General features: G+C 61.3%; 26 protein-coding genes. 15 read left to right on the top strand and 11 right to left on the bottom strand.

Annotated elements, in window-relative coordinates; genetic code table 11:
• The first annotated feature begins 20 nt into the window (after positions 1 to 20).
• From AC1Q67_RS15050 to AC1Q67_RS15040, 3 genes are all read left to right on the top strand, one after another.
• Positions 21 to 530 (top strand): CAP domain-containing protein, encoded by a 510-nt coding sequence (locus tag AC1Q67_RS15050; RefSeq protein ID WP_492236180.1) that lies wholly within the window; start codon positions 21 to 23, stop codon positions 528 to 530.
• A 116-nt stretch (positions 531 to 646) separates the two neighbouring features.
• The gene (locus AC1Q67_RS15045) at positions 647 to 1,828 is read left to right on the top strand and encodes a DUF3734 domain-containing protein (protein ID WP_492236179.1); all 1,182 of its coding nucleotides are present in this window, start codon (positions 647 to 649) and stop codon (positions 1,826 to 1,828) included.
• 14 nt (positions 1,829 to 1,842) lie between these two features.
• Positions 1,843 to 2,631: a 3-hydroxybutyrate dehydrogenase gene (locus AC1Q67_RS15040; RefSeq protein WP_024576900.1), complete on the top strand. Its 789-nt coding sequence runs from the start codon at positions 1,843 to 1,845 to the stop codon at positions 2,629 to 2,631.
• Between the two features lie 122 nt (positions 2,632 to 2,753).
• On the opposite strand, the gene AC1Q67_RS15035 is transcribed toward AC1Q67_RS15040, so the two are convergent.
• The 5 genes from AC1Q67_RS15035 to AC1Q67_RS15015 form a co-directional block, all read right to left on the bottom strand.
• Positions 2,754 to 4,127 carry an oligosaccharide flippase family protein gene (locus tag AC1Q67_RS15035; protein ID WP_492236467.1) on the bottom strand — a complete coding sequence of 458 codons (1,374 nt, stop codon included), beginning with the start codon at positions 4,125 to 4,127 and terminating at the stop codon, positions 2,754 to 2,756.
• 97 nt (positions 4,128 to 4,224) lie between these two features.
• Positions 4,225 to 4,764: a DUF924 family protein gene (locus AC1Q67_RS15030; protein WP_492236178.1), complete on the bottom strand. Its 540-nt coding sequence runs from the start codon at positions 4,762 to 4,764 to the stop codon at positions 4,225 to 4,227.
• 100 nt (positions 4,765 to 4,864) lie between these two features.
• Positions 4,865 to 6,562: a long-chain fatty acid--CoA ligase gene (locus AC1Q67_RS15025; protein ID WP_492236177.1), complete on the bottom strand. Its 1,698-nt coding sequence runs from the start codon at positions 6,560 to 6,562 to the stop codon at positions 4,865 to 4,867.
• A 211-nt stretch (positions 6,563 to 6,773) separates the two neighbouring features.
• Entirely contained in the window at positions 6,774 to 8,228 is a 1,455-nt protein-coding gene (locus AC1Q67_RS15020; protein ID WP_492236466.1) for a D-alanyl-D-alanine carboxypeptidase family protein, read from the bottom strand.
• Between the two features lie 288 nt (positions 8,229 to 8,516).
• Positions 8,517 to 10,319 (bottom strand): glucan ABC transporter ATP-binding protein/ permease, encoded by a 1,803-nt coding sequence (locus AC1Q67_RS15015; protein ID WP_492236176.1) that lies wholly within the window; start codon positions 10,317 to 10,319, stop codon positions 8,517 to 8,519.
• 321 nt (positions 10,320 to 10,640) lie between these two features.
• Between AC1Q67_RS15015 and AC1Q67_RS15010 the strand changes: the two genes are divergently transcribed.
• The 3 genes from AC1Q67_RS15010 (at position 10,641) to AC1Q67_RS15000 (ending at position 13,509) form a co-directional block, all read left to right on the top strand.
• Complete coding sequence (locus AC1Q67_RS15010) at positions 10,641 to 11,165, top strand: TetR family transcriptional regulator (RefSeq protein WP_492236175.1); 525 nt, start codon at positions 10,641 to 10,643, stop codon at positions 11,163 to 11,165.
• A gap of 106 nt (positions 11,166 to 11,271) precedes the next feature.
• Positions 11,272 to 11,712 carry a nuclear transport factor 2 family protein gene (locus AC1Q67_RS15005; protein WP_492236174.1) on the top strand — a complete coding sequence of 147 codons (441 nt, stop codon included), beginning with the start codon at positions 11,272 to 11,274 and terminating at the stop codon, positions 11,710 to 11,712.
• Between the two features lie 168 nt (positions 11,713 to 11,880).
• On the top strand, positions 11,881 to 13,509 hold the full coding sequence (locus AC1Q67_RS15000; RefSeq protein WP_492236173.1) for a fatty-acid--CoA ligase: 1,629 nt from the start codon (positions 11,881 to 11,883) through the stop codon (positions 13,507 to 13,509).
• A 165-nt stretch (positions 13,510 to 13,674) separates the two neighbouring features.
• On the opposite strand, the gene ppk2 is transcribed toward AC1Q67_RS15000, so the two are convergent.
• From ppk2 to AC1Q67_RS14985, 3 genes are read right to left on the bottom strand one after another with little or no spacing between them, the layout of a single operon-like run.
• Positions 13,675 to 14,484 (bottom strand): polyphosphate kinase 2, encoded by an 810-nt coding sequence (gene ppk2 / locus AC1Q67_RS14995; RefSeq protein WP_492236172.1) that lies wholly within the window; start codon positions 14,482 to 14,484, stop codon positions 13,675 to 13,677.
• Positions 14,485 to 14,504: 20 nt separating this feature from the next.
• A complete protein-coding gene (locus AC1Q67_RS14990) occupies positions 14,505 to 15,011 on the bottom strand; it encodes a hypothetical protein (protein WP_492236171.1) in 507 nt (168 codons plus the stop codon).
• Between the two features lie 56 nt (positions 15,012 to 15,067).
• A complete protein-coding gene (locus AC1Q67_RS14985; protein ID WP_492236170.1) occupies positions 15,068 to 16,783 on the bottom strand; it encodes a SulP family inorganic anion transporter in 1,716 nt (571 codons plus the stop codon).
• Positions 16,784 to 17,072: 289 nt separating this feature from the next.
• On the opposite strand from AC1Q67_RS14985, the gene AC1Q67_RS14980 reads away from it, so the two are divergent.
• The gene (locus tag AC1Q67_RS14980) at positions 17,073 to 17,369 is read left to right on the top strand and encodes a copper-binding protein (protein ID WP_492236169.1); all 297 of its coding nucleotides are present in this window, start codon (positions 17,073 to 17,075) and stop codon (positions 17,367 to 17,369) included.
• 19 nt (positions 17,370 to 17,388) lie between these two features.
• Here the strand turns inward: AC1Q67_RS14980 and AC1Q67_RS14975 are convergent, their stop codons facing one another.
• The gene (locus tag AC1Q67_RS14975) at positions 17,389 to 18,429 is read right to left on the bottom strand and encodes an ABC transporter substrate-binding protein (protein ID WP_492236168.1); all 1,041 of its coding nucleotides are present in this window, start codon (positions 18,427 to 18,429) and stop codon (positions 17,389 to 17,391) included.
• Between the two features lie 231 nt (positions 18,430 to 18,660).
• Between AC1Q67_RS14975 and AC1Q67_RS14970 the strand changes: the two genes are divergently transcribed.
• The 8 genes from AC1Q67_RS14970 (at position 18,661) to AC1Q67_RS14935 (ending at position 23,294) form a co-directional block, all read left to right on the top strand.
• The gene (locus tag AC1Q67_RS14970; RefSeq protein WP_024576886.1) at positions 18,661 to 19,086 is read left to right on the top strand and encodes a hypothetical protein; all 426 of its coding nucleotides are present in this window, start codon (positions 18,661 to 18,663) and stop codon (positions 19,084 to 19,086) included.
• Between the two features lie 133 nt (positions 19,087 to 19,219).
• Positions 19,220 to 19,681 (top strand): phosphoribosyl-ATP diphosphatase, encoded by a 462-nt coding sequence (hisE, locus tag AC1Q67_RS14965; RefSeq protein ID WP_492236167.1) that lies wholly within the window; start codon positions 19,220 to 19,222, stop codon positions 19,679 to 19,681.
• Between the two features lie 64 nt (positions 19,682 to 19,745).
• Entirely contained in the window at positions 19,746 to 20,327 is a 582-nt protein-coding gene (locus AC1Q67_RS14960) for a YqaA family protein (protein WP_492236166.1), read from the top strand.
• Between the two features lie 122 nt (positions 20,328 to 20,449).
• Positions 20,450 to 20,965 (top strand): hypothetical protein, encoded by a 516-nt coding sequence (locus AC1Q67_RS14955; RefSeq protein WP_492236465.1) that lies wholly within the window; start codon positions 20,450 to 20,452, stop codon positions 20,963 to 20,965.
• Positions 20,966 to 21,068: 103 nt separating this feature from the next.
• Positions 21,069 to 22,037, top strand: a complete 969-nt coding sequence (locus tag AC1Q67_RS14950; RefSeq protein ID WP_492236165.1) for an NAD(P)H-dependent flavin oxidoreductase — start codon at positions 21,069 to 21,071, stop codon at positions 22,035 to 22,037.
• A gap of 36 nt (positions 22,038 to 22,073) precedes the next feature.
• The gene (locus AC1Q67_RS14945; protein WP_492236164.1) at positions 22,074 to 22,841 is read left to right on the top strand and encodes a thioesterase family protein; all 768 of its coding nucleotides are present in this window, start codon (positions 22,074 to 22,076) and stop codon (positions 22,839 to 22,841) included.
• Between the two features lie 16 nt (positions 22,842 to 22,857).
• Complete coding sequence (locus AC1Q67_RS14940) at positions 22,858 to 23,091, top strand: hypothetical protein (protein ID WP_492236163.1); 234 nt, start codon at positions 22,858 to 22,860, stop codon at positions 23,089 to 23,091.
• Entirely contained in the window at positions 23,088 to 23,294 is a 207-nt protein-coding gene (locus AC1Q67_RS14935; RefSeq protein ID WP_492236162.1) for a hypothetical protein, read from the top strand. Before AC1Q67_RS14940 ends, AC1Q67_RS14935 begins: the two co-directional genes overlap by 4 nt.
• A gap of 60 nt (positions 23,295 to 23,354) precedes the next feature.
• On the opposite strand, the gene AC1Q67_RS14930 is transcribed toward AC1Q67_RS14935, so the two are convergent.
• Together AC1Q67_RS14930 and AC1Q67_RS14925 are read right to left on the bottom strand one after the other, a co-directional pair.
• The gene (locus AC1Q67_RS14930) at positions 23,355 to 23,681 is read right to left on the bottom strand and encodes a GrlR family regulatory protein (protein WP_492236161.1); all 327 of its coding nucleotides are present in this window, start codon (positions 23,679 to 23,681) and stop codon (positions 23,355 to 23,357) included.
• Between the two features lie 395 nt (positions 23,682 to 24,076).
• Positions 24,077 to 24,655, bottom strand: a complete 579-nt coding sequence (locus AC1Q67_RS14925) for a hypothetical protein (RefSeq protein ID WP_492236160.1) — start codon at positions 24,653 to 24,655, stop codon at positions 24,077 to 24,079.
• Positions 24,656 to 24,927 lie beyond the last annotated feature (272 nt).

The raw sequence follows: 24,927 nt of genomic DNA, 5'->3' as shown, positions 1-24,927 counted from the left end.
CAATGGGTTGGGGGCTTCAGATGATACGCGTGGCGGGGGCCATTCTGGCGCTGGCGATTCTGGGGGGATGTTCGTCCGATAACGGGCCGTCCACCGAGCAGCCGGCGTTCTATCTCAGCATGGCCAATGCCGGTGCGAAGCTCGATCCCAACGTCGCGGCCTCGATGATCTCCGGCTACCGGCAGAACAACGGCCTCGGCGCGGTTCAGGTCGATCCCCTGCTGATGAAGGCCGCCGAGGCGCAGTCGAACGCCATGGGCGCCCGCAACAAACTCGATCACAACGTGGCGGGACCGCTCGACAAGCGCATCAAGGCCTCGGGTTTCGATGCCACCAAGGCGGTCGAAAACGTCTCGGCCGGTTATCACACCCTCGCGGAAGCCTTCTCGGGATGGCGCGACTCGCCGCCGCACAAGGCCAACATGCTAGCCAGCGGTGTCACAAAAATGGGCATTGCGGCGACTTATGTCCCGAACACCAAATACAAGGTGTTCTGGACATTGATCCTGGCCGCGCCGGATTCCAGATAGGCAGCCAGATAAAACTTCTGTGACGTTCCTCGCATTTTCGCCAATTGACGCGGCTGCGAACTGAGGCCACCGTGCTGCAACATCGGTTCCCTGCCGGTGTCGTCGAGTGATGGCCTATGGATCAGCTTTCCCCCCACAGAGAGACAGCCGTATCGATCCCCGCAGAGGCGCAGCGCGTGCTGGTCCTGCAAGGCGGGGGCGCGCTCGGCTCCTATCAGGCCGGGGCCTATCAGGCGCTCTGTCATCACGATTTCGAGCCGAAATGGATTGCGGGTATTTCGATCGGTGCGATCAACGCTGCGATCATTGCCGGCAATCCGAGAGAAAAACGGGTCGGAAAGCTCAAGGAGTTCTGGGAACTGGTGTCGTCGGGTTCGCCGATGCCCTGGGCTCCGCTCGTGCAGAGCGATCATGTGCGCTCGGTGTTCAACGAGACCAGCGCCGCGCTGATCGCGACCTTCGGCGTGCCGGGCTTTTTCACGCCGCGTTTTCCGCCGGCGCCGGTCTGGCCGCCGGGCAGCCCGCAGTCGCAGAGCTATTACGACACCACGCCGCTGCGCGGAACGCTGGAGCGGCTGGTGGATTTCGATCGCATCAACAATGACGGCGTGCGCCTGAGTGTCGGTGCGGTCAATATCAGGACGGGGAATTTCGAATACTTCGACAATCACGAGTTCAAGAAACGCGGCAAGAAAATCGGGCCGGAGCACATCATGGCCTCCGGCGCGTTGCCGCCGGGTTTCCCGCCCATCGAAATCGAGGGCGAGCATTACTGGGATGGCGGCATCGCTTCCAACACGCCGCTGGACTATGTGCTGGATGCCGAGACCAAGACCGATCTCCTGATTTTTCAGGTCGATCTGTTCAGCGCGCGCGGGCCGTTGCCGCAGTCGCTGGTCGAGGCGGCCGAGCGTGAAAAGGATATCCGGTATTCCAGCCGAACGCGCATGAATACCGACAAAGCCAAGCAGATTCACGATGCCAAGAAGGCCGTGCGCGAACTGATCGCCAAGCTGCCGGAGAGTTTCAAGGACGACCCGCTGGTTGCCACGCTCAACGAGGCGGCGAAGGAGAACACCGTGACGGTGGTTCACCTGATCTATCGCAGCAAGACGCATGAAGCCTCGTCGAAGGATTACGATTTCTCGCGGATCGGAATGGTCGAGCACTGGGCGGCGGGCGAGCGCGACGTCTATACCTCCATGTCTCATCCGGAATGGCTGAACCGGCCGCAATCCGGCGAGACCATGGTGACTTACGATCTTTGCGAAAACGGTTTGCAATACATCAAGCGGTAAACAGGAGCGAATAAATGGGTACTCTTTCCGGCAAGACGGCAGTGGTGACGGGTTCGACCAGCGGCATCGGCCTCGCATATGCGCGCGCCTTTGCCAGCGCGGGCGCGAATATCGTGATCAACGGCTTCGGTGTGCCGGCCGACATCGAGAAAGAGCGCTCGGCCATCGAGAAGGAGTTCGGCGTCAAGGCGGTTCATTCGCCCGCCGACATGACCAAGCCCGCGGAAATCGCCGAAATGATTGCGCTTGGCGAAAAGACGTTCGGCTCGGTGGACATTCTGGTCAATAACGCGGGCGTCCAGTTCGTCTCGCCGATCGAGGATTTTCCCATCGAGAAATGGGACATGATCATCGCGATCAACCTGTCGTCGGCGTTCCACGCCATTCGCGCCGCAGTGCCCGGCATGAAGAAGCGCGGCTGGGGCCGCATCATCAACACCGCGTCGGCGCACTCGCTGGTCGCTTCGCCGTTCAAGTCGGCCTATGTCTCCGCCAAGCACGGCATCGTCGGCCTGACCAAGACCGTGGCACTCGAAGTGGCGACCCACAAGATCACGGCCAACTGTATTTCGCCGGGCTATGTCTGGACGCCGCTGGTGGAAAAGCAGATTCCCGACACCATGAAGGCGCGCGGATTGACCAAGGAGCAGGTCATCAATGACGTTCTGCTCGACGCCCAGCCGACCAAGGAGTTCGTCACCGTCGATCAGGTTGCGGCGCTGGCGCTGTTTCTCACCAGCGACGCTGCGGCGCAGATCACCGGCGCGAACCTGTCGATCGATGGCGGCTGGACGGCGGAGTAATTATCGCCGTCGTTCCGGGGCGCGAGCATAGCGAGCGAGCCCGGAATCCAGATGCTATAAGTTCTGATGTCAGACTGATCGAGATTCCGGGCCCGCGCGAAGAGTGCGTCGCGGAATGACGGTTATGTTGAGAGCGCCTTCTTCCCGAACGCGAGAACGTGAAAGCCAAGGCGGTTTCTGGTGATCCAGAACAGCAGGATCGTCTCGAACACCAGTGCGATGGAGGTTGCGGCGGCAGCGCCGTAACCGCCGAAGCGCGGCACCAGCAAGACGCACAGCACGAGATTGACCAGGAACGCCAGCGCGTAGGCCAGCGCGCACATGTTCTGGTGCCCCAGCATGTTGAGCAGCCGTTCCACCGGACCGATGGCGGAACGTACGATCAGGCCGATGGCGGCGACGAACATGATGCCGTAGCCGGCGGTGAACTGCGGCCCGAACAGCCAGAGCAGCGGCTTGCCGAGCGCCAGCAGAACTGCGGTCGCCGCGAGCGACGGCCAGAAGGTCCACTTGATCGCATGGGCGATATAGGCCGACAGGCGTTCCTTGTCGCCGGATGCGTGATACTCGCTGAAACGGTGGGCCGTGGTCGCGGACATTGCGTAGTGAATGAACGACACCAGCGCGAGAGTCTTCACCACTGCGAAGTAGACGCCGACTTCCTCCGATGAGCGGAACTGCTGCAGCACCAGCACGTCGGTATAGGACAGCAGCAGGTAGAAGCCTTCGACCATCATGATCGGCAGCGACACCTTCAGCCAGCTCCGGACCTCATAGGCCTTCGGTCCGGCCTCGACGCTGGCAGTCAGGCGTCGGTTGAGAACGATCAACTGGCCGATCATCGCGATCCACACCGCTGCGGCGCTGGCGATCATCGCATCGGTCGCGTTGAGTTTCATGCCGAGCGCGACCGCGCCTGCGGTGAATCCGATAATCAGCGTCTGCCGTATGATGAACTGCGGCATCAGGCCGAGGCGCATCCAGTCGTAGGAGCGCGCGAGACCGTCCTGTGTGTTGGCGACGACGAAGGCGGGCAGGATAAGACAGCCGATGTAGAGCGGGATCTGGGTATGCGCATCGATCCAGGGCGACAGGATTTTCACCAGTCCCCCAAGCAACAGCGCGACGGTGGTGGAGGCCGCCAGCGTCATCCAGCGGCTGCCTGACAGGAATCCGCGCAGCAATGCGAGCTGTCCGCTGGCGCGATATTCGGGAATGATCTTCTGCGCGGACACCGCGATGCCAAAGTCCAGCACGCTGCCGAGCAGCAGAACCCAGGTCCAGACATAGACATAGATGCCGTAGTCCGAGCCGCCCATCCAGCGGGCGAGCAGCACCTGCGAGAAATAGGCGAGGCCGGCGCTCAGCACGCGAATGAGGAAGACAGTGCCGGCGAGGCGCTTGGTCAGCGAAGCTTCCGAGGTACCGGTGAGCACGTCGCGCAGCCTTGCGATGACACCCGCGGGTTTCGCTCCAGACGCGCGCTCAGCTTCCATGATGGCCACGGCATTCGATCCTGAGCCGCCAACTGGGCGGCAGGATGCGCCTTAGCAAGGATTCGTTAAGATTTGGTTGGATCGGGTAACCGGATGGTCAGCCTGAAAAGCCGCCGTCCTTCAGAAACGCCGCTTCTTCCGGCGTCGTGGTCCGTCCCAGCACCGTATTGCGATGAGGGAAGCGGCCGAACTTGCGGATGATGTCGGCGTGCAGCACCGCCCACTTCAGGCTGTCTGCGCCGAGCGGCGCGAACAGTTCGATGCTGCGCTCCTGATCGGCCATGTCCTCGGAATGCTCGAACGGCAGATAGATGAAGGCCCGCAAGCCCGTCTCGATGCGCTGGTCGCGCCCCTCCGCGATGGCGCGCGACGCAATGGTGCGGGCGAGAGCATCTGTCGAGAAGGCGCGCGGATCGTTGCGGAACATGTTGCGCGGAAACTGGTCGAGCACGATCAGCAGCGCCAGCGTGCCGTCATCGCTATCCTGCCACGCGCTGAGCTTGCCGTCGCGCGCCGCTTCCCATGTGCCCATGAAGCGGTCGCGCAGTTCCTGATCGAACGCATCGTCCTTGCCGTACCAGCGCTCGTATCCGGCATCGCGCCAGAAGGAGACGATGTCAGAGGGGGAGGAGATCATGAAGTATCTTTCGTCATTGCGAGCGAAGCGAAGCAATCCACGCTTTAACAAACATGGATTGCTTCGTCGCTATCGCTCCTCGCAATGACGGCAGTCGATCTCAGCTTGCCGCGGCCGCCGCCGCCTTCGGCTTCTCGTCGCGCAGCTCGCGGCGCAGGATCTTGCCGACATTGGTCTTCGGCAATTCCGTCCGGAACTCCACGTGCTTGGGCACCTTGTAGCCGGTGAGCTCGGTTGACGCGAACTTGATGATGTCCTGGGCGGTGAGGTTTGGATCCTTCTTGACCACGAAGGCCTTCACGGCCTCGGTCGACTTCGCATCCGGAACGCCGATCACCGCGCATTCGAGCACGCCCGGATGGCTCGCGATCACTTCCTCGACCTCGTTCGGATAGACGTTGAAGCCCGAGACCAGGATCATGTCCTTCTTGCGGTCCACGATCTTGGTGTAGCCGTCCGGCGACATGATGCCGATATCGCCGGTGCGGAAATAGCCGTCGGCGGTCATCACCTTCGCGGTTTCTTCCGGCCGGTTCCAGTAGCCCGCCATCACCTGCGGACCCTTGGCGCAGATCTCGCCGGGCTCGCCGAGCGGCACTTCGTTGCCGTCGTCGTCGCGGATCGACAGCCAGGTCGAGGGCACCGGAATGCCGATCGAGCCCGAGAACTTGTCGGTGTCAGCCGGGTTGCAGGTCAGCGTCGGCGAGGTCTCGGACAGGCCGTAACCTTCCGACAGCGCGACGCCGGTCACCTGCGTCCACTTGTCGGCCACCGGCTTCTGCACCGCCATGCCGCCGCCGAAGCAGCTCTTCAGCTTGGAGAAGTCGAGCTTGTCGAAGCCGGGCGTGTTGAGCAGGCCGTTGTAGAGCGTGTTCACCGCCGGGAAGCTGTTGACCTGATACTTCGACAGCTCCTTGACGAAGCCCGCCATGTCGCGCGGGTTCGGGATCAAAAGGTTCACGCCGCCGGCACGCACCGCCAGCAGGTAACACGCGGTCAGCGCGAAGATGTGATAGAGCGGCAGCGCGCAGACGATGAAGAGCTGATCGACAATCGGCGGCTTCTTGAGCGCGGGTTGCAGCCACGCATCGTTCTGCAACACGTTGGCGAGAATGTTGCGGTGGAGCAGTGTCGCGCCCTTGGACACGCCGGTGGTGCCGCCGGTGTATTGCAGGAACGCAACGTCATCGCCGGTCAGTGTCGGCTTGTTCAGCTTCAGCTTGCGGCCTTGCGCCAGCGCATCGTTGAACGACACCGCGCTCGGGATCGAGTAGGCCGGAACCATCTTCTTCACGTTGCGCACGACGAAGTTGACGATGACGCCCTTGAAGCCGAGCAGGTCGCCCATCGAGCCGATGATGACGGTTTTGACGCTGGTGTTCGGCAACACCTTCTCCAGTGTGGTCGCGAAGTTTTCCAGCAGCAGGATGGCTTCGGCGCCGGAGTCCTTGAGCTGGTGCTCGAGTTCGCGCGGCGTGTAGAGCGGGTTGACGTTCACCACGGTGTAGCCGGCGCGCAGGACCGCCGCCGTGCTGACGGGATTCTGCAGCACGTTCGGCATCATGATGGCGACGCGTGCGCCCTTCTTCAGGCCCTTGCTCTGCAGGTAGGCGCCGAGCGCCGCCGACATCTCGTCGAGGTCGCGGTAGGTGATCGACTTGTCCATGCAGATGAAGGACTTGCGATCGGCGAACTTCTTGAAACTCTCTTCGAGCAATTCCACCAGCGACGGATACTGGTTAACGTCGATATCGGCGGGCACGCCGGCCGGATATTGCTTGAGCCAGATACGTTCCATGATTTCTCCCCTCGGCTTGTTTCCTGACGGCCCCCGTCTTGTGGCGGGGTGCGCGGACTATGTTTCAAGTATTGAAATAAGTATTGAGCGAAGCCGCAGGCCATAGCAAGCCTGTGCGTGGTAACGACGCACTTTAGGGGCTCTAAACGCGGGCGTGCGCCCGCTCACGTATGCGATTTCGCAAGGCACAAATCACAGCCGGGTGAGTGCGTTAACCGCGCGGCGCGGCGTCTGGCTTTTGCTGGGCGGCAGGCTTGGCCGCCGGTTTGGCAGCGGGAGCGGCCGCAGGTTTGGCTGCTGAACTGGCCGCAGCCGGCTTTGCTGCCGCGGGCTTGGCCGCTGCAGGTTTTGCTGCCGCCGGTTTGGCTGCCGTGTCCGGCTTCTTGTCGGCTTTCGGCGCGCCGGCCGGTTTGGCGGCAGGAGCCACCGCAGCGGCCTTCGGCTTTGCGGCCGCAGCCGCCGGCTTCGCGGCGGGTTTGGCGTCCTTTTTGTCCGGCTTGGCGGCCTCGGCCTCCGGCTTGGCAGCCAGCTTGGCCGCCTTGGCGCCCTTCTTCCGCTTTGCCACGGAGGCCGCCTGATTGGCGGCTTCGGCGGCGTCGGCCTCCAGAATGGCGGCGCCGGTGCGGGCCGGGCCGGTATAGACGATCACGGGCGTTGCCGCGGCCGCGGGCATCGCGAGCAGGTCGGACACCTTCATGGTGGGCCCCTGAAGGCCGGCGGTGAACATCGATACGCCGGAGTCATTGCCGCCGTTGTTGTCCGCCACAATATCCGGATCGTCTTCCTCGTTCTCGGCGGCCGGACGCTTGCGCTTCGGTCCGCACATCTCGTCGCGCAGGTTCGGCGGCGAAGCGTCGATCGGGGCCAGCGCGTCGACGGTGCCGAGCGACGGCTTCAGCCAGGACAGCTTGTTGCCGCCGAAGCCGCGTTCGAGCAGTTGCGCCGCTTTCGCCGCACGCTGCGCGGACGACTGCGCGCCCAGCACCACGGCGATCAGCCGCTTGTTGTTGCGTGTCGCGGTCGCGACAAGGTTGAAGCCCGAGGCGCAGATGAAACCGGTCTTCATGCCGTCGGCGCCGGGATAACGGCCGATCAGCTTGTTGAAGTTCGCGGTCACGCGGCGACCGAACTTGATGGCCGGAATGTGCATGAAATATTCGTACTCGGGCAGATCGCGGATGATCGCGCGGGCCAGAATGCCGAGGTCGCGGGCCGAAGTGATCTGTCCTTCCGCCGGAAGGCCGTTCGGATTGACGTAGCTGGTCTGCGTCATGCCGAGCCGCTGCGCGGTCTTGTTCATTTCGGCGGAGAAGCCGTCGATCGATCCGCCGACGCCTTCGGCGATGACAACGGCAATGTCGTTGGCCGACTTCACCATCATCATCTTGAGCGCATTATCGAGCGTCACCTGCGTGCCGGGCCGGAAGCCCATTTTCGAGGGCGCTTGCGCAGCCGCCGTCGGTGACACGGTCAGCAGCGTGTCGAGCGTCATGCGGCCGTCCTTGACCGCCTTGAGCGCGACATAGGCCGTCATGATCTTGGTGACGGATGCGGGATACCACGGATAGGTCGCGTTCTCTGCCTGAAGCACCTTGCCGGTGTCGGCCTCGATGAGCAGCAACGCTTCCGCCTGCGCGACGCGCGGCGCGATCACCGCGAGCAGCATCGTTGCGATGAGCGCAGACGATCGCAATGGCGGCAGCCGGAACAGGGCAGAGAACAACGCCACTACCGGATTCCGATGTTCGAGAGCACGCCTGCGGCGAATGAAACCATGGTCTCCTCGGCGTGTTGCATGCGGGTTCAGAGCAATCGAAATCGCCAAATCAGATGCGCCCACTACTTATACCGGAGCGCGCCCGTCGGAACAGGGGTTTTGAGGCTCAATCAAGCATGAAATGGGCCAAAATTCGGCGATGCCCACACTTCTTGAGGGCTCCGGTTCCTTCCCGGGTTATGTCCGTGACGTCGTGGCTGCGGTGAGTGCGGGCGAATGGGCACGGGTATCTTCCTGGACCATGAACTGTGCCCTTGCGAGCCTGGCGAAATAGCCGCCATTGGCCACCAGTTCATCGAACGTTCCGCTTTCGATCACCTTGCCCTTGTCGAACACCAGAATCCGCGTCGCATTGCGGATGGTCGAGAGCCGGTGGGCGATCACGAATGTGGTGCGGCCTTTCATCACGGTATCGAGAGCTTCGTTGACCTTGGCCTCGGTGACCGCATCGAGCGCGCTGGTGGCTTCATCCAGGATCAGGATTGGCGGATTCTTCAGCAACGCACGCGCAATCGACAGGCGCTGGCGTTCACCGCCGGACAGCATGCGGCCGCGCTCGCCCGCATTGGTCTCGAATTTCAGATCGCTGCGCTCGATGAAGTCGAGCGCCTGCGCGCCCGCGGCGGCCGCACGCAATTCCTCGTCGGTGGCGTCGGGTTTGCCGACGCGCAGGTTTTCGGCGATGGTTCGATTGAACAGCAGCGCTTCCTGGAACACGACGCCGATGTTCCGGCGCAGCGCCGCGAGCGTCATGCCGCGGATGTCCATGCCGTCGATCTTGATGAAGCCCGATTGCGGATCGAACGCGCGGTGCAGGAGCGCAATCGCAGTGGATTTTCCGGCGCCGGTTTCGCCGACCAGCGCGAAGGTCTGCCCCGGCAGCGCGGTGAACGACAGGTCCTCGATCGCGGGCCGCTTGCCGTCATAGGAAAACGAGACATCGTTGAATTCCACGAGGCCGGTGAGGCGGCCGGGATCGATGGCGTCGGGCCGGTCGCGCACGGCAGGCACCGCGTCGAGCACGTCGAAGAATTCGCGTAAGCGCGGCGCTTCCATGAAGACGTTGTTGATGAAGCTGACCACCTGTTCGAGTTTCTGGATCAGCATGGTGGCGAAGGAGACGAACATGACGATCTCGCCGACGCTGGCCTGACCCTGACTGTTCAGAATGATGCCGACCACGAAGATCGCCAGAATCGTGATGGTGGTGGAGGCGCGGGTCATGACCGCCACCAGCGCCCACCATGACAGCACCGGCAATTGCGCCGACAGCAGTTTGTCGGCGACGCCGCGCAGGCCCTGCACCTCGGCCTCGACACGCACGAAGCTTTGCACCAGCGCCACGTTGCCGAGCGCGTCCGACGCGCGGGCGGCGAGATCGCCGTAATGCTCCTCGACCTCCATCTGCAGGCCGTAGGTCTTGCGCACCACGAGCGTGGTCAGGATGGTGAAAACGACGCACAGGACGAACAGCAGGATCGCGAGCCGCCAGTTGATGTAGAGCGACAGCGGCAGCAGCACGACCAGCGAGACGATCGCCGCGAAATGCTCGCGGAAGAAACTCAGCCACAGCCGCCACAAGGCATCGGTGCCCTGCAGCATCACCTTCATCAGGCGGCCGGAATGGGTGCCGGTGTGAAAGGTCAGCGGCAGCTGCATGATATGTTCGAAATAACCGGTGAGAACCGCCTGACGCTGGCGATGCGCGAGGCGGTCCGCCTGCAGGGCGACGAACGCGCTGCAGATGATCGTGAACAGTCCGAACGCCACCCATGCGCCGAGCAGCGGCCAGGGCGATGTGATGACGCCGAACAGCGTGTCGGGACTTGGCTTGCCGGACAGCACGTCGATGATGCGGCCGAACAGCACCGGCTCGGCGAACTGCGCCACGGCAAGCAGCAGATTGGCGACGGCGAGAAACCAGCCGAGCCGGGCTTCCTTGCCGAGCAGTTCAAGAACGCGAACATAAAGACGGATCAAAGGGACAGTCCTGCAAGTCTGACGTCAACGGAAAGGGCGGTCATCCTAGCCGGGGATCGCCGCCGAATACAGGGCGGGAGAGACAGGGGCAGACCCGTTATGCACTCAATTGATATTGCGGGCATTTGGCGGTGGCAGACCTCTCGGGCCGTTGATGGTTTCAGGACGAGGGTGAGTTTTCGCGCCGGACGAAGTAAGACTTCGCGATGCCGAAAGTTCCCTGTCGGCTCAAGATGTTTGGACGTGACAACGATGGCCCGGCAGTCAGAACGATCAGCAGCGACAATCGATGGAATCCTGAGCGCGGCCCGAAAGCTCTTCATGAGCCGCGGGTTCGAGGCCGTGAGCATCGATGACATCGCCGCCGCCGCCGGCATCGCGAAGGGCGGCGTTTATCATCACTTCTCGTCCAAGCAGTCGATCTTCGAGGTGGTGCTCGATCGCGCGCAGGCCGAACTGGCCGCTCAGCTCAATTCGCGGCTTGCAGCCAACAAGGGTCCGCGCACGCCCGAAACCGTCGCGATGAACACCTACGCTTATCTGAAGGCTGCGAGCGAACCGGGACTGCGCCGGCTGATCCTGATCGACGGGCCGGTCGTCATGGGTTTGCAGCGATGGCGCGAGATGGACGATCGGCACTTCTTTGAATCGATTCACAGCGGGATCGTGGAGATCATGGGGCCGAAAGCATCCCGCAAGCAGATCGATTCCGCGGCGCGGCTTGTCACAGGCGCGATTATCGAAGCCGCGCTGGCGACGGGTGCGTCCGACAATCCGGTCAAGGTCGCGCGCGTTTACTGCGCGACTCTGAGGAGCATGCTGTACGGTCTTCAGAAAACCACATAGGCGAAAGCAAACGGCGTCACGATGCCGCATTTCTGCAGCTCTCTTGACTTACCGACTTAAAGTCGGTAAATGATCCCCCATAACAAGAGCACAATGGGAGGACTGAATGTCGAGAGCGCAGCTTGCTGAAAAGAGCCTTGATACAGAGGCGTTGTTCGAGCGTTACCATGTGGGATGGAAGACCCGGAATCCGGATCTGATCGCGTCGCTTCATTCCGAGGACACCATCTTCTGGGTGCATGACGGGGCGGGGCCGATCAATGGACGCGAACCGCTCCGGCAGTATTCTGCTGAATTATTCGCCAGGGCTCCGTTCGGTTTCGAAGAAGGGCGAATGTTCTTCGGTGCCGATTATTGGGTCATGGAATGGTCCATGGTCATGGACCTGATCGACAAGGCCGGTAAGCCCTTCACGGCCAAGGTCGAAATGCTCGATGTGGTCACTGTGAATCCCGCCGGCGAAGTCACCCGCAAGGACGTCTACGTGAACGGCACGCAACGGGTCGATGCCCTCAATCGTGCAGGCCTGAGTGCCAGCCGAAATTAAGACTGCTGGGCTGACCGTCATCAGCTTCGCCAGCGCGGGTTCGTTGGCGCTCATTTAGAACACCATCATCGCAGAACGCGGATCACGCGGCGAATGCGCCTTGGGACGGTCTCGTCCCCGAGGCGCATGGCGTGAGCTCGTGCGCGAAAGAACATCGGGGAGTTTCTTATGCTTGGTTTGATGCAGGACTGGCCGCTGCTGTGCAATCGGATCATCGATCACGCCGCCGCCATCCACGGCGACAGTGAAGTCGTGACGCGTTCAGTCGAGGGACCGATCCACCGCACCAACTATCGCCAGATACGCGCCCGCGCGCTGAAGGTCGCGCAGCGATTGGACAGGGACGGGATCAGGATCGGTGACCGCGTCGCCACACTCGGCTGGAACACCTGGCGGCATCTGGAATCCTGGTACGGCATCATGGGCATCGGCGCCATCTGCCACACGGTGAATCCTCGCCTGTTTCCGGAGCAGATTGCATGGATCATGAATCACGCCGGCGACCGGGTGGTGATGATCGATCTCACCTTCGTGCCGTTGCTCGAAGCCATCGCTCCGATGCTGCCGAATATCGAGCGCTACATCATCTATACCGACCGGGCGCACATGCCGGAGACCAAACTGAAGAATGCGATTTGTTATGAAGAATGGATCGGCACGGTCGACGGCGACTTTGCATGGAAGACATTCGACGAGAACACCGCGGCGGCGATGTGCTACACCTCCGGTACCACAGGCAATCCGAAGGGTGTGCTCTATTCGCACCGCTCCAACGTCTTGCACGCGCTGATCGCCAATGCGGGCGACTCGCTCGGCACCGGCGCCGCCGACACCGTGATGCCGGTGGTGCCGATGTTTCACGCCAACAGCTGGGGCGCCGCTTTCTCTGCGCCATCGATGGGCGCCAAACTGGTGATGCCTGGCGCCAAGCTCGACGGCGCCTCGGTCTACGAACTGCTCTCGAGCGAGAAAGTCACATTCACCGTGGGCGTTCCGACGGTGTGGCAGATGCTTCTCAATTATATCGCTGCCGAGGGATTGAAGCTTCCCGATCTGAAAACGGTGGCGTGCGGCGGCTCCGCGATGCCGCGCTCCATGATCAAGTCGTTTGTCGATATGGGCATCCGGGTGCGCCATGGATGGGGCATGACGGAAATGTCGCCGCTCGGCACGGTGGCTGCGCTGAAGCCGCCGTTCACAGGCCTCACGGGCGAAGAGCGGCTCGATATCCTGCAGACCCAGGGCTTTCCGCCGTTCGGCGTCCAGATGAAAATCACCGACGATGACGGACAAGCGTTGCCGTGGGACGGCAAGACATTCGGACGGCTCAAGGTCAGCGGGCCGGCGGTGTCGAAGGCCTATTACCGCGTCGATACGGATATCCTCGACGAGGAGGGATATTTCGACACCGGCGACGTCGCCACCATCGACCGGCACGGCTACATGCGGATCACCGACCGCTCGAAGGATGTGATCAAGTCCGGCGGCGAATGGATCTCATCGATCGATCTGGAGAATCTCGCCGCAGGGCATCCCGCCGTCGCGGAGGCTGCCGTCATCGGCGTTTATCATCCGAAGTGGAACGAGCGTCCGCTCCTGATCGTGCGTCTCAAGCAGGACAACGCGGCGACCCGCGACGACATCCTTGGTTTCATGGACGGCAGGATCGCCAAGTGGTGGATGCCGGAGGACGTCGCCTTCGTGGATGACATTCCGCATACGGCAACCGGCAAGATCCACAAGATGACGCTGCGCGACCGGTTCAAGGATTATCGTTTCCCGAGCGCAGCATCGTGAACGTTCGCATGTCCCGGCGGGCGCGCTGCCTGCCGGGATGTGGGGTGGTTGTCTTACCGGCTTGATGCAGCGGAGTAAGCGGCGCACCAAATGGCGGCACAATCGCCGAGGCTGGAAACGGCCTCGGCGAAAACCTGTATCGCCGACGCGACGGAGCGCCTGCCTTCATCGTGCTTCCGGAACGAATTTCAGCGAGGCGCTCAGCGGCCTGCCGCGCGCGATCTTGCGTTTCGGCAATCTGACGTTCCCTCGCGGCACTTTCTTGTAGGGAATACGCGAGAGCAGGTGCGCTATGATATTGAGCCGCGCCTGCCTTTTGTTGTCGGATCGGGCGATGAACCATGGCGCCCACGCGGAACTGCTCGCCTTGAACATCTCATCACGCGCCCGCGTGTAGTCGTCCCATCGCTTGTAGGAATCCAGGTCCATCTGGGTCAGCTTCCAGATCTTTCGCCTGTCGTCGATCCGCGCGGTGAGCCGGTTGGTCTGTTCCTCCGGGCTGACCTCGAGCCAGTACTTGAGAAGTACAATTCCGGATTCGACCATGGCCTTTTCGACCAGAGGGACCACTTTCAGGAAACGCTTGACCTGATCCGGCGTACAAAAGCCCATGACTCGTTCGACCCCGGCGCGATTGTACCAGCTGCGGTCGAAGATCACGATCTCTCCCCCTGCGGGAAAGTGCTGCATGTATCGCTGAACATACATCTGCGACTTCTCGCGTTCCGTCGGGGCGGCGAGGGCAACGACGCGGAAAACGCGCGGGCTGACTCTTTCGGTGATGGCCTTGATGACACCCCCCTTGCCAGCGCCGTCTCGCCCCTCGAACACCACACATATCTTTTTGCCCTCGCGCTTCACCCATTCCTGAAGCTTGACGAGTTCGATGTGCAGTTTGCGGAGCTTCTGTTCGTAGTCCTTGCGCTTGAGTGCCGGGACGTCGGTGTTGCGTTTCTTCCTGGCGGCCTGCTTCATCTTCCAGTCCCCGCTGGCTGTCAGTGCGTGGTGTCGCCCCAGGTCACGAAAAGCCCGACGTCTCCCGGAAAGCCCTCCGGCCAATCCAGGATCATCGCCTTCAGGCCGTAGCCCTGGGGCTGCAGGTGGTCGCGCCAGAACTCGAAGGCCTGAAGGGGTCTCCCAATCAGTGTTTCCGGCCAATCCTTTTCCATGTTGTTGAGCGCGCGCCCTTTGTCCGTGCACAACGCGTTCGGGAAGCGCATGACCAGAGCTTCCTTGTCGCCCTTTGCCGCAGCGGTTCGCAGTTGGCCGAGCACCCGACGCTTTACCTCGGCAATCTTTTCGGGCGTGACCGCAACGGGCTGCGACAACGATCGGATCAGGTCCTGTCGCGCCTTCTCGGCATTCGAGCCGGAGTCTTTCGAGGCCTTGGCCATCACGGTTTCCACCATGTAGTTGCGCAGCTCACTCGCCGACATGAAGGTCTCGTCTCCGAGCTTTTGTGCGGAATCCGAGCTGCGCTGCTGGATATTTGGCTGTGACATGACTGGCTCCCTTTGGTTTGAGGAGCAGGACGGTGTCCTGCATGCAGTACGTTTCTCTATCCTAGGCCCTTCATCAGTGTTGGCGACTCAGTCCGATGGGTTAGGCAATCTTCAATCGTGCGGTGCGCGAAAATTGGGCCCAGATCCTGTTCGGCCCCAACTGCCGTCAGGTTTTCCCGAACGTCGTCGCGCAGTCCGGCAAGCTCGATCGCGATGCCGCGCTCCCTGAGTGACCGCGCCAGTCCGCGCAATACTCCCCCCGCGGTGACGTCGACGGCAGGCACGAGTGAAAAATCAATGACAACTTTCTTGATCCCTGAGGTTGCGTGATTCAGCAGCTCGAGGGTCTGGCGGCGGATATGGTCCGCATTGAAGTAGAACCACGCGCCCGCGCTGCGTATCACGAGCGCCCCCGGTGTTTCGGCGGCTTCCGGATATCTGGCCCGGCTCACGAAATGCCCCGCGACCGGATCGCGCCCGAGGACCACGACGGGTGGGCGCGATGCGTACGCGATGACCATGATCAGCGACCCGGCCGCGGCCAGCAGCAGGCCGTCGAGCAATCCGAAGAGCAGTACGCCGAACAGTGCGACCAGCGAAATGCGAAACTCCCTGCGAGATGAAAAACGCAACTGGCGGAGGTCGTCAAATCGCACCATGTGCGATGCCGCCATCAGTACGACGGCGGCCAGCACGGGCTCGGGCAGGTTGTGAAAGAATTTCGCAAAAAACATCAGCGTGAGAGCGATGGCGCCCGAGGTCACCAGCAGGGAAAACGGAGACGAGGCTCCTCCCATATCGTTGACGGCGGTCTGCGACATCCCGCCTGCGACAGGAAACCCGTGAGCGAATCCCGTTGCGAGGTTTGCAGCGCCGAGAGCCGTAAGCTCCTGCTCGGGGCTGATGTCGTAGCCATGCTTTTGCGCAAAACTGCGCGCGACCGAAATCGTCTCCCCATAGGCAAGCAGCACGCAGGCCAGTGCGATCGGCACGAGCGCCGAAATATCGGATAGATGGATAGTCGGCACGCTGATTGCGGGCAGACCGGCAGGGATGTCGCCGACGATCTTGATGCCGGTATCGGCCAGCCCGAACATGCTCATCATGGCAATGGCCAGGACGACGACAAACAATGTCGTCGGTCGGCCGGGAAAAATCCGCTCCAGCGTCACGAACAGGGCGATTGCGGCAAGGCCGACAGCAAGCGAAATGCTGTGTGTCTCGTGCAGCGACATCGCGACATGGCCGAAGCGCTCGAACACGTTGCCGGTGATGCCCTCGATACCGAACAGCTTGGGGAGTTGCGTCGAGGCGATGTAGAGCGCGGCCCCCGTTTTGAACCCGATCAGGATCGCATCCGAGATGAAGTACGCGATGTTGGCGAGACCGATAAACCGGCCGGCGATGCAGATCGCGCCGACAATCACAGCCAGGGCTGATGCGAGCGCGAGGGCCCGTGACGGATCGCCTCCGGCCATCACGACGACACTCGTCGCGACGGTTATCGCCAGCGCCGATGTAGGGCCGACTGCAAGCTGGCGGCTGGTCCCGAACACCGCGTAGGCGATCCCTGCAACGAGATAGCAGTAAAGGCCGGTGACAGGCGGCAGTTGCGCAAGCGATGCGTATGCGAGCGATTCCGGAATGACAAACGCTGCAAGCGACAGGCCGGCGATGAGGTCTCTTGGAAATCCCTTTGCCTTGTAGGCGCGAATCCAGCCGACCGCCGGGATGAACGGCAGAACCATTCCCAGAAACGGTTTGTCGCCCATAGCGTCCTCGCCAATCGGTCGTCCTTTGCAGGAGGTGGCGCTCGCTCAAGCCATTTATGATGGCAGGGCCGAGCAGCCCGGTCAACGCCGGCAGGGCTCCGCAGTCACTCCGGTTCTGCGGCTTGATTGATTTTGCGTGCGTTCAAGGACGGCAGTCACGCGTCGTGGAAAATCTCCACGGTCGCAGGTGCACAAATGGCTCGCAGCGGGACCATTTGTCTCGCATGCCTTGAGGAACCAATCGGGCCACCATGGCTTGTCCGGCATATCCTGAAAACCGGAGACTGCCATGAAAATCGCAAACATCGTTTTCGCTGGTACGGTGCTCCTCACCGTCATCAGCCCGGCAGCCTTGGCCCAACAAACCTACACAGGAATGATCACAAAGATTGACCGGACCAGGGGCACGGTTGCGATTCAACGGGACGAAAGCGGCACCGTTGGATCGAGCACCGGCGGTGCTGCGGAAGAATTCAGGGCGCAGGACCGATCATGGCTGGATGCCGTGCACGCCGGCGACAAGGTGAATTACTCCATCACCGAAAAAGGTGGAATGAAGACAATCACCAGGCTTCAGAAACAATAGATCCGCGAACCGTGCTGGCTCAATTGAGCTTCCGCGCGCTCACCGGCGGCAGAAACGAACTGTCGAAAATGTCGCCCGCTGAGGGGCGCTTACGGAATTCAAAAGTGTCGGCGATCTGGCCGACACCGGCGTCGAAACGGCTGTCCTCAATGCCGCCGAGACCGTTCCGCTTCACCTCGTCGGTGACGATGTTGTCCTGAAGGACAGCGCGCAGGCGCTCGAGTTCGAGTTCGCGCGAACCGCTGCTCATTTGCGTCACGACCTCGTCGGCTGCGCGCGCGGGGTCCTTGAGCGCAAGACGGATGCCCGCAATCGTGGCGCGCACGAATGCCTTCACCGCATCGGGACTGGCAGCCGCGAATTTCGGGTTGACGATCAGCGCGTGTCCGTAAACCTCGCTGCCGAATTCGGAGAAGCGCAGCACTGCGAGATCGTTCGCCGGCACGCCGCGGTCACGCAGATTGATCGCGGACAGAAAGGAAAAGCCGGTGACCGCATCGACCTGACCAGCCGAGAGCATCGGTTCGCGCACCGCAGCGCTGATCCTCTCCGTTTTGATTTTGCCAAGCTTGATATGGTTCTTGCGTGCGATGGTCGGCCACAGCAACGCTGCGAGGTCGCCCTCGACAACGCCGATGGTCTTGCCTTCGATGTCCGGCAGGGTTGCGATACCGCGGCTCTTGCGCGCGATGATCGCATAAGGCGCCTTGTTGTAGAGGACGAACACCGCCTTGATCGGAAGGCTGCCTTCCTTGTCGCGGTAGCGGATCAACGCATTGATGTCCGCCAGCGCCATGTCGCTGCTGCCCGATGCGACGCGGGCGATGGCATCCAGCGAGCTGGTCGCGGAATCGGTGGTGACGGTGAGGCCCTCGGCACGAAACAGACCCCTGCCGGACGCCAGCACGAACGGCGCCGCCACGCCGTCGATCGGCCGATCGTATGAGAAGTGCAGGGCCGATGCCGCCGCGCCGGGCGCCGAACCCAGGCAGGCGGCACACAGCAGCGCGATCAGCGGCAGGAGTGTTTTGCGGAGAATGCGGTCGGGACTTTTGGGCATGCGCGGTACTTGGACGTAGGAGGCCTGAGGCGGCTTTTGGGTATCGGCTGTGTTGGTATGATGACAACCACACTGTGCGGCGTCCGTCACCTTTTTGCCTTTTCCGCTTCGGTTTGCCGCAGTTTCGCCTTTTGCCCTTCAGCTTGCATTCAGGTCAGGGAACCCAATGTATTAGAAAGGGTTATCCTCGACTGGTCATTCAGGCCAGGGATGGCCTGTGAGGACGTTGAAATGCTTGTTCGGAAGACTTTGCCTTCACCCTTCAGCCGAGCTGTGGTTCTGGCGACGGCTGCCGCGCTGGTCTCGACATTGGCTGTTGCACCTGCCGCGCAGGCATATCCGCTGGCCTCATCGGCGGCCAAAACCTCGTCTGCCGAGCCGGCGAACGCCAGTGAGGCCACCGATTTCAGCTCCCGGGCTCGTCGTCGCTACGCGCGCCGCGGCTACAACAACAACGCCGCAGGCCTCGCTTTCATGGGTCTGGCGCTGGGCACCGTGGGCGCGATCGTCGCTGAGCAGCGCCGCCGCGACTACTATCGCGACAACTACTATTACGGCGGTGGCCCGTATTACGGCGGCCACTACTACGGCGGGCCGGCCTATTACGGCGGCAATCCGTATATCGGCGGCGGCTATTATGCCGTCCCGCGCTACTGAGCGGCTGACCGGTCACGTCGCTGACATCTGCCGATCGCCGGGATCATCCCGGCGATTTGCTTTTTTGGAGCATTTTCAGCCGGTTGGGGCAGGCGTTAACACGCTGGCGAGGGTTTTGATCTAGGTTTGAGGGATGAGTGATTCGCTAGAACGGCTTTATCACGCAATTATTGCGGCCAAGGATCTCGATCCGGCAACGTCGCGCACCGCGCGGCTGTTTCAGCGCGGCCCGGCTAAAATGGCCAAGAAACTTGCCGAAGAAGCCATCGAAGTCGTGATCGATGCGGTGAATGGCGACTCCGACGCCGTGGTCCGGGAAAGCGCCGATTTGCTCTACAACCTGTCAGTTCTCTGGGTGGCGGCAGGTGTTCGCCCGGAAGACGTGTGGGCCGAAATGGATCGCCGTGAGCGGGTCCAGGGCATCGCCGAGAAGCTGCCCAAGATCTATGCGGACAAGCCGGTGCAAAAGGTTGTTGCCGACAAGCCTCGCCCTGCGGCCAAGGCAGCGCCAAAAATTGCCCCGGCAGCCCCGGAAAAGGTGGCTCGGCGACCAATTGTCGCGCTCCAGGGCGGCCGGCTCAAGAAACGGCGCTAATTAGCCGCTGACATTCCACATTTCCGTACATGGACAAATCGGCTGGACGGTGGTTCATCGCGCCATGCTGAAACGAATGTATGACTGGTGCATAGCCGCCGCAGACAAACCTTATGCCCTCTGGCTGATGGGGGCAGTGTCCTTCGCGGAAAGCTCGTTCTTTCCGATTCCACCGGATGTCATGCTGATCCCGATGTCGCTGGCGCGGCCGCAGAAGGCGTGGCTCTACGCGCTGGTCTGTACGGTGACGTCGGTCGCAGGCGGCGTTGTCGGCTACGCCATCGGCGCATTGCTCTATGATTCCGTCGGACAGTGGCTGATCAATCTCTATGGCTACGGCGACAAGGTGGAGGCGTTCCGCGCGTCCTACGCCGAATACGGCGCCTGGATCATCCTGCTGAAGGGCCTGACGCCGATCCCCTACAAGCTGGTCACCATCACATCCGGTTTCGCCAACTACAATTTGCTGCTGTTTATTGTTTTTTCGATCATCGCACGTGGCGGCCGGTTCTTCATCGTCGCAATCGTGCTGAATCGTTATGGCGCCTGGATTCGCGAAGTCATCGAGAAGCGCCTCGGGCTTTGGGTTGCGATATTGGCCGGCGGTCTGGTGCTCGGTTTCATTGTCGCGTTCCGGCTGTTCTAGAAATTTGTTTGCGGACACTCGTTCGCGTGACGAAAACATACCGAACATAAAGCCTTTTCCCCGCGGCAACGGCGGGCTACGCTCAAGTCATGTTCAATCACTCCAGCGATTTTTTTGTGGACATGCGGGGACGCATTGTCCTGATCGCTGTGCTGACGACCGTGTTTGGAACGACGGCGGCCTGGTCGCAGCAGGCGCAGCCGCAGCTTCAGGTCGCGCCGTCGCAGCAGGCCGCGCCGCCAACGCCTCCCGCAACTCCGCCGAGCAATCCGGGACTGGTCGAGGAGATCGGCAAATTGCTGAAGGATTCGGCGTCGGGTCTGACATCCACGTTGCCCAGTCCTGGTCGCGCGCTCGAGGGGCTGAATTCCAGCGCCAAGGATGCGACCGACAGCCTCAAGCGGCTCGCGCCTCCATCCGGCCAAACCATGGCCAGTGGGCGGACCCTTTGCCCGCCCGCGGCCAACGGCGCGCCGGACTGCAAGCGCGGGGCAGACCTGCTCTGCAAGGAGAAAGGCTACGCCGAGGGTCGGAGTGTGGATATCGAATCCACCCAGAAATGCTCGGCAAAATCATACTTTTCGGGCCAGGGTGCGTGCCGGACAGAAAATTTCGTCACCCGGGCCGTCTGCCAGTAAACGCAAGCCTCTTTCAAGAAATGGCTATAGCCCCTAAGACCGTGACAATTGCCGCGGCACCGATGTTCGCGCGCGTTTCATTCTGCGGAAGAGGATTTTTTTGATGTCGATGCCTGCCTTGTTCAAGGGTCGCCTTTCAATTCCGGTGATCGGATCGCCGCTGTTCATCGTGTCGGGCCCCGATCTCGTCATCGCCCAGTGCAAGGCGGGAATCGTCGGATCGTTCCCCGCGTTGAATGCGCGACCCGCCGCGCTGCTGGACGAATGGCTCCACCGGATCAAGGAAGAACTTGCCGCGCACGACAAGGCGCATCCGGACCGTCCGTCCGCGCCGTTCGCGGTCAACCAGATCGTGCACAAATCCAACAACCGTCTCGATCAGGACATGGCGGTCTGCGAGAAGCACAAGGTACCGATGGTCATCACGTCGCTCGGCGCGCGTGAAGAACTCAATCAGGCGGTGCATGCCTGGGGCGGCATCACCTTTCACGATGTCATCAACCAGAAGTTCGCGCGCAAGGCGATCGAGAAGGGTGCCGACGGCCTCGTTCTTGTTGCCGCGGGTGCCGGCGGTCATGCCGGTGCGATTTCGCCGTTCGCCTTCGTGGCCGAGACGCGGCAGTGGTTCGACGGCCCGATCGCGCTTTCGGGCGCGATGGGCACCGGCCGCGCCATCCGCGCGGCCCGCGTGCTCGGTGCCGACTTTGCCTATATCGGCTCGGCATTCATCGCGACGCAGGAAGCCAATGCTCCGGAAAACTACAAGGAGATGATCGCGTCATCGTCCGCCGACGACATCGTCTATTCCAACCTGTTCACGGGCGTGCACGGCAATTACCTCAAGCCGTCGATCGTGGCGGCCGGCATGGACCCGGATAATCTGCCGGTGTCCGATCCGTCGAAGATGAACTTCGGAACCGATGCCAGCGGCGAACGCAACAAGCCGAAGGCCTGGAAGGAAATCTGGGGCAGCGGACAAGGCATCGGAAGCGTCGACAAGGTGCAGCCGGTGGCCGAACTGGTGGCCCGTCTCAAGAAGGAATACGAGGCGGCCGTCGACGCGCCGCTCTAGACGGCAGGCGCCGCGTTGTCCGGATCAGCCCCACCGATGGAAGCGGTCTTTCGTGTCGACGGCGATCGCGTGTTCACGAGCGAGCATGCCGGGGGACCTTGGGACCCCAGCATGCAGCATGGCGGCGCACCGTCCTCTCTCGTTGTTTGGGCAGCGGAGCGCATTCCGTCGCCGCAGCCGATGCAGGTCGCACGGCTGACCATAGACTTGATGCGTCCGGTGCCGGTGGCGCCGCTGACGATCGAGACGAAGGTGGTTCGCGAGGGCCGCAAGATTCAGCTCTGCGAGGTTCGTCTTTTCGCCGAGGGCGTCGAGGTCGTGCGGGCCACGGTCCTCAAGGTCAGGGTGCAGCCGGTCGACCTGCCTGACACGGTGGCGCACTCGCCGCTCGACGTGCCCGGCCCGGAAGCGGGCCGGGATGAGCCGCAGGCTCTGAACAAGTTCCTGGCCGGTGTTTCCATGCGCGCGGTGAAGGGCGGGTTTCTCAGACTAGGGCCTGGTGCGATCTGGTTTCGTCCTAATCGTCCGATCGTCGAAGGATCGCCGATATCGCAGGCGATGCGCACGGCCCTTGCCGCCGACTGCAGCAACGGCGTGGGATCGGTGCTCGATTTCAAGAAATGGATATTCATCAACGCCGACCTCACGGTGACTCTCGCGCGTCAGCCGGTGGGCGACTGGATTTTGCTGAACTCGGAAATGATGTTGGGCGCGGATGGCGCGGGGCTTGCGGTCTCCCGCCTCGGCGATGCCCGGGGTTACTTCGGCGCGGCGATTCAGTGCCTTGTGGTCGAGCCACGCTAGGCGGCGGAGCCGGCAGATGAGATCGTGCATCGTTTCAGGATTGAAGATTGCCTTGGTCTGTCTGCCGCTTGCGGCGCAAAGCGCCTTCGCCACCGGCAACCTCGACTGTGCGATCAATGACAAGCAGTTGAGTTTTGAATTGTTCGCCCTCACCGGCGGTGCAGGCGGCATCGTCCAGATCAACCAGGCGTCCATCGAGATCAAGGTCGTGACGACAAGGCTCTCTGGTCCAGGCGCACCCTTGAGTTGAAGAATATCGAGCAGCAGTGGATCTATGGCAAGGAACTGCGGGTCCGCTTCGGAATTCCCGACGCCAAGGATGAACCTGTCGCCAGCCTGATCCTGATCGGCACGTACAAGGCCGACGATGACAGCTATTCCGGGCAATATGTCCTGTCGCTGCCTCAGTCCGGCAGCGAGAAGCACTTCAAGGGCAAGATGAAATGCGGCTGAGGCGCGGGCTCGCCTGCTCGAGCCTGATCGGCCGGCAGGCGCTGGTGCTTCGAGGTGCGGTTAATCGGCCACCCGCGTCAGCACGGCTTTGAACGCGAGGCTCGGAAATTCGGTCGCAGTTCCTTCGCAGATCGCAAAGTTGCCCTTGACCGTTCCGTTGAAATTGATCCTGACCTCGTCGAAACCGAACACCGAGGGATGGCTGGAATCCGGCGTGTGACGAAGGCTGGACACATTGCCTGTGAACGATTGGCCCTCCTGGGTATAGGACCCCATATACGCGAACGCCGAGCTTCCGCCCCGAAGTTTTCCATTCTCGGCGTGAATGACGCCCAACGCCTTTCCGCGCGGGGTTTCAAACTCGACCTTGTACAGGCCGCGGAGCATGGCCGTTTCGGGGATCGGGGATTTATCAGAGGTTGCCGTCTGTTGCGGGCTGGTCTGGTGTTGCATGCGCTGTCATTCCGGTATTGCCGCTGAAGCTGGTCTTCAAGCGTGACGCCTGTATCGTCGGTAGTCTGTGTTCGCGCAGTCAGAAAAGAATATAGCATCACCGGAGATGTCTCGCCGATGGTTCGGACTTTAGACAAAAGCCTAGTACAGAAGTCTTGGTGCCCCTGGCCGTCATCGCATCCGCCTCGTATCGTGTTGATTTCATGAGGATTTTTAACATGAAAAAACTATGATACCAACGGTCATACCCACATTCTTTCTGGATGTGGGGAGACACCAATGGACGGCCTTTTAGCGGGTCTGTGCCGATCTTCCAATCGAACAAAAGTTTACCGGGGCAACAGTTCATAACAGTCGTTGCGGTGCCGTGAGCCGATGAGCTCCGCACCCTTGCTGCAGTACTGAATCATGGTCTCCAGCGAGCCTTTGCCTGGATCATAAGACTCCACTTTGACTTCACCGAAATGACGAAGCTGATGTGCTGAACCAGCGACGAGCAGGGGTCTGCGGAAAGCCTGGCCCTCTGGACGTAATGCGACGACCGCGTGAACGTGAAGCAAACCGAACTTCAAGAATTCGCCAGCTTCACGAGCCGACATTGTTCCCTTTGAGCCTGGAAAGTCGACATACGAAACACTCAATGGCTGCTGATAACGCTTTCGGCCCATGTTGTTGCCGCATGCTTCAATGACCAGCCGAGTGAACCAATCACGATACTTCGTCAGGTAGTTCGCAGGATCTTTCTTTGATTCGTTCCGGTCGAAGTAAGCTGACTCAAATTTCATCGTGACGGCGAACACGTTGTCGACGATAGCTTGGTTCAACTCTGCTTCGTTTGAACCGACATGATCTCGATAGATCGACTTGATTACGTAGGCGATAGCATCTGGATTGATGAAGTTGCTCAAGGTTATGACCTCTTATTATTGGTTGTTATGGGTCATGATAAGAAGCGCATCACGATAGTTTCGTGCGAACGCTTTGAACCGTTACATCGTGTAAGCAGTCATCAGCCATCAAACGTCAGCATCGCTGGCGTTGTGTAGGTTGGTGACGCTTCTCAGCGCATCTGGCGAGCACAATCATCGTCCAGAGTGCGAAACATGATGAGTTAGAAGCGTCGATGTGACGGTGGTCCACTTCTATATATAAGAGCGCCGCTTTCATTCGGGTCGCATCA

It is taken from the genome of Afipia sp. GW823-FHT06G09, from assembly GCF_058794875.1.
This window is presented reverse-complemented; position numbering and strand designations above follow the sequence as displayed.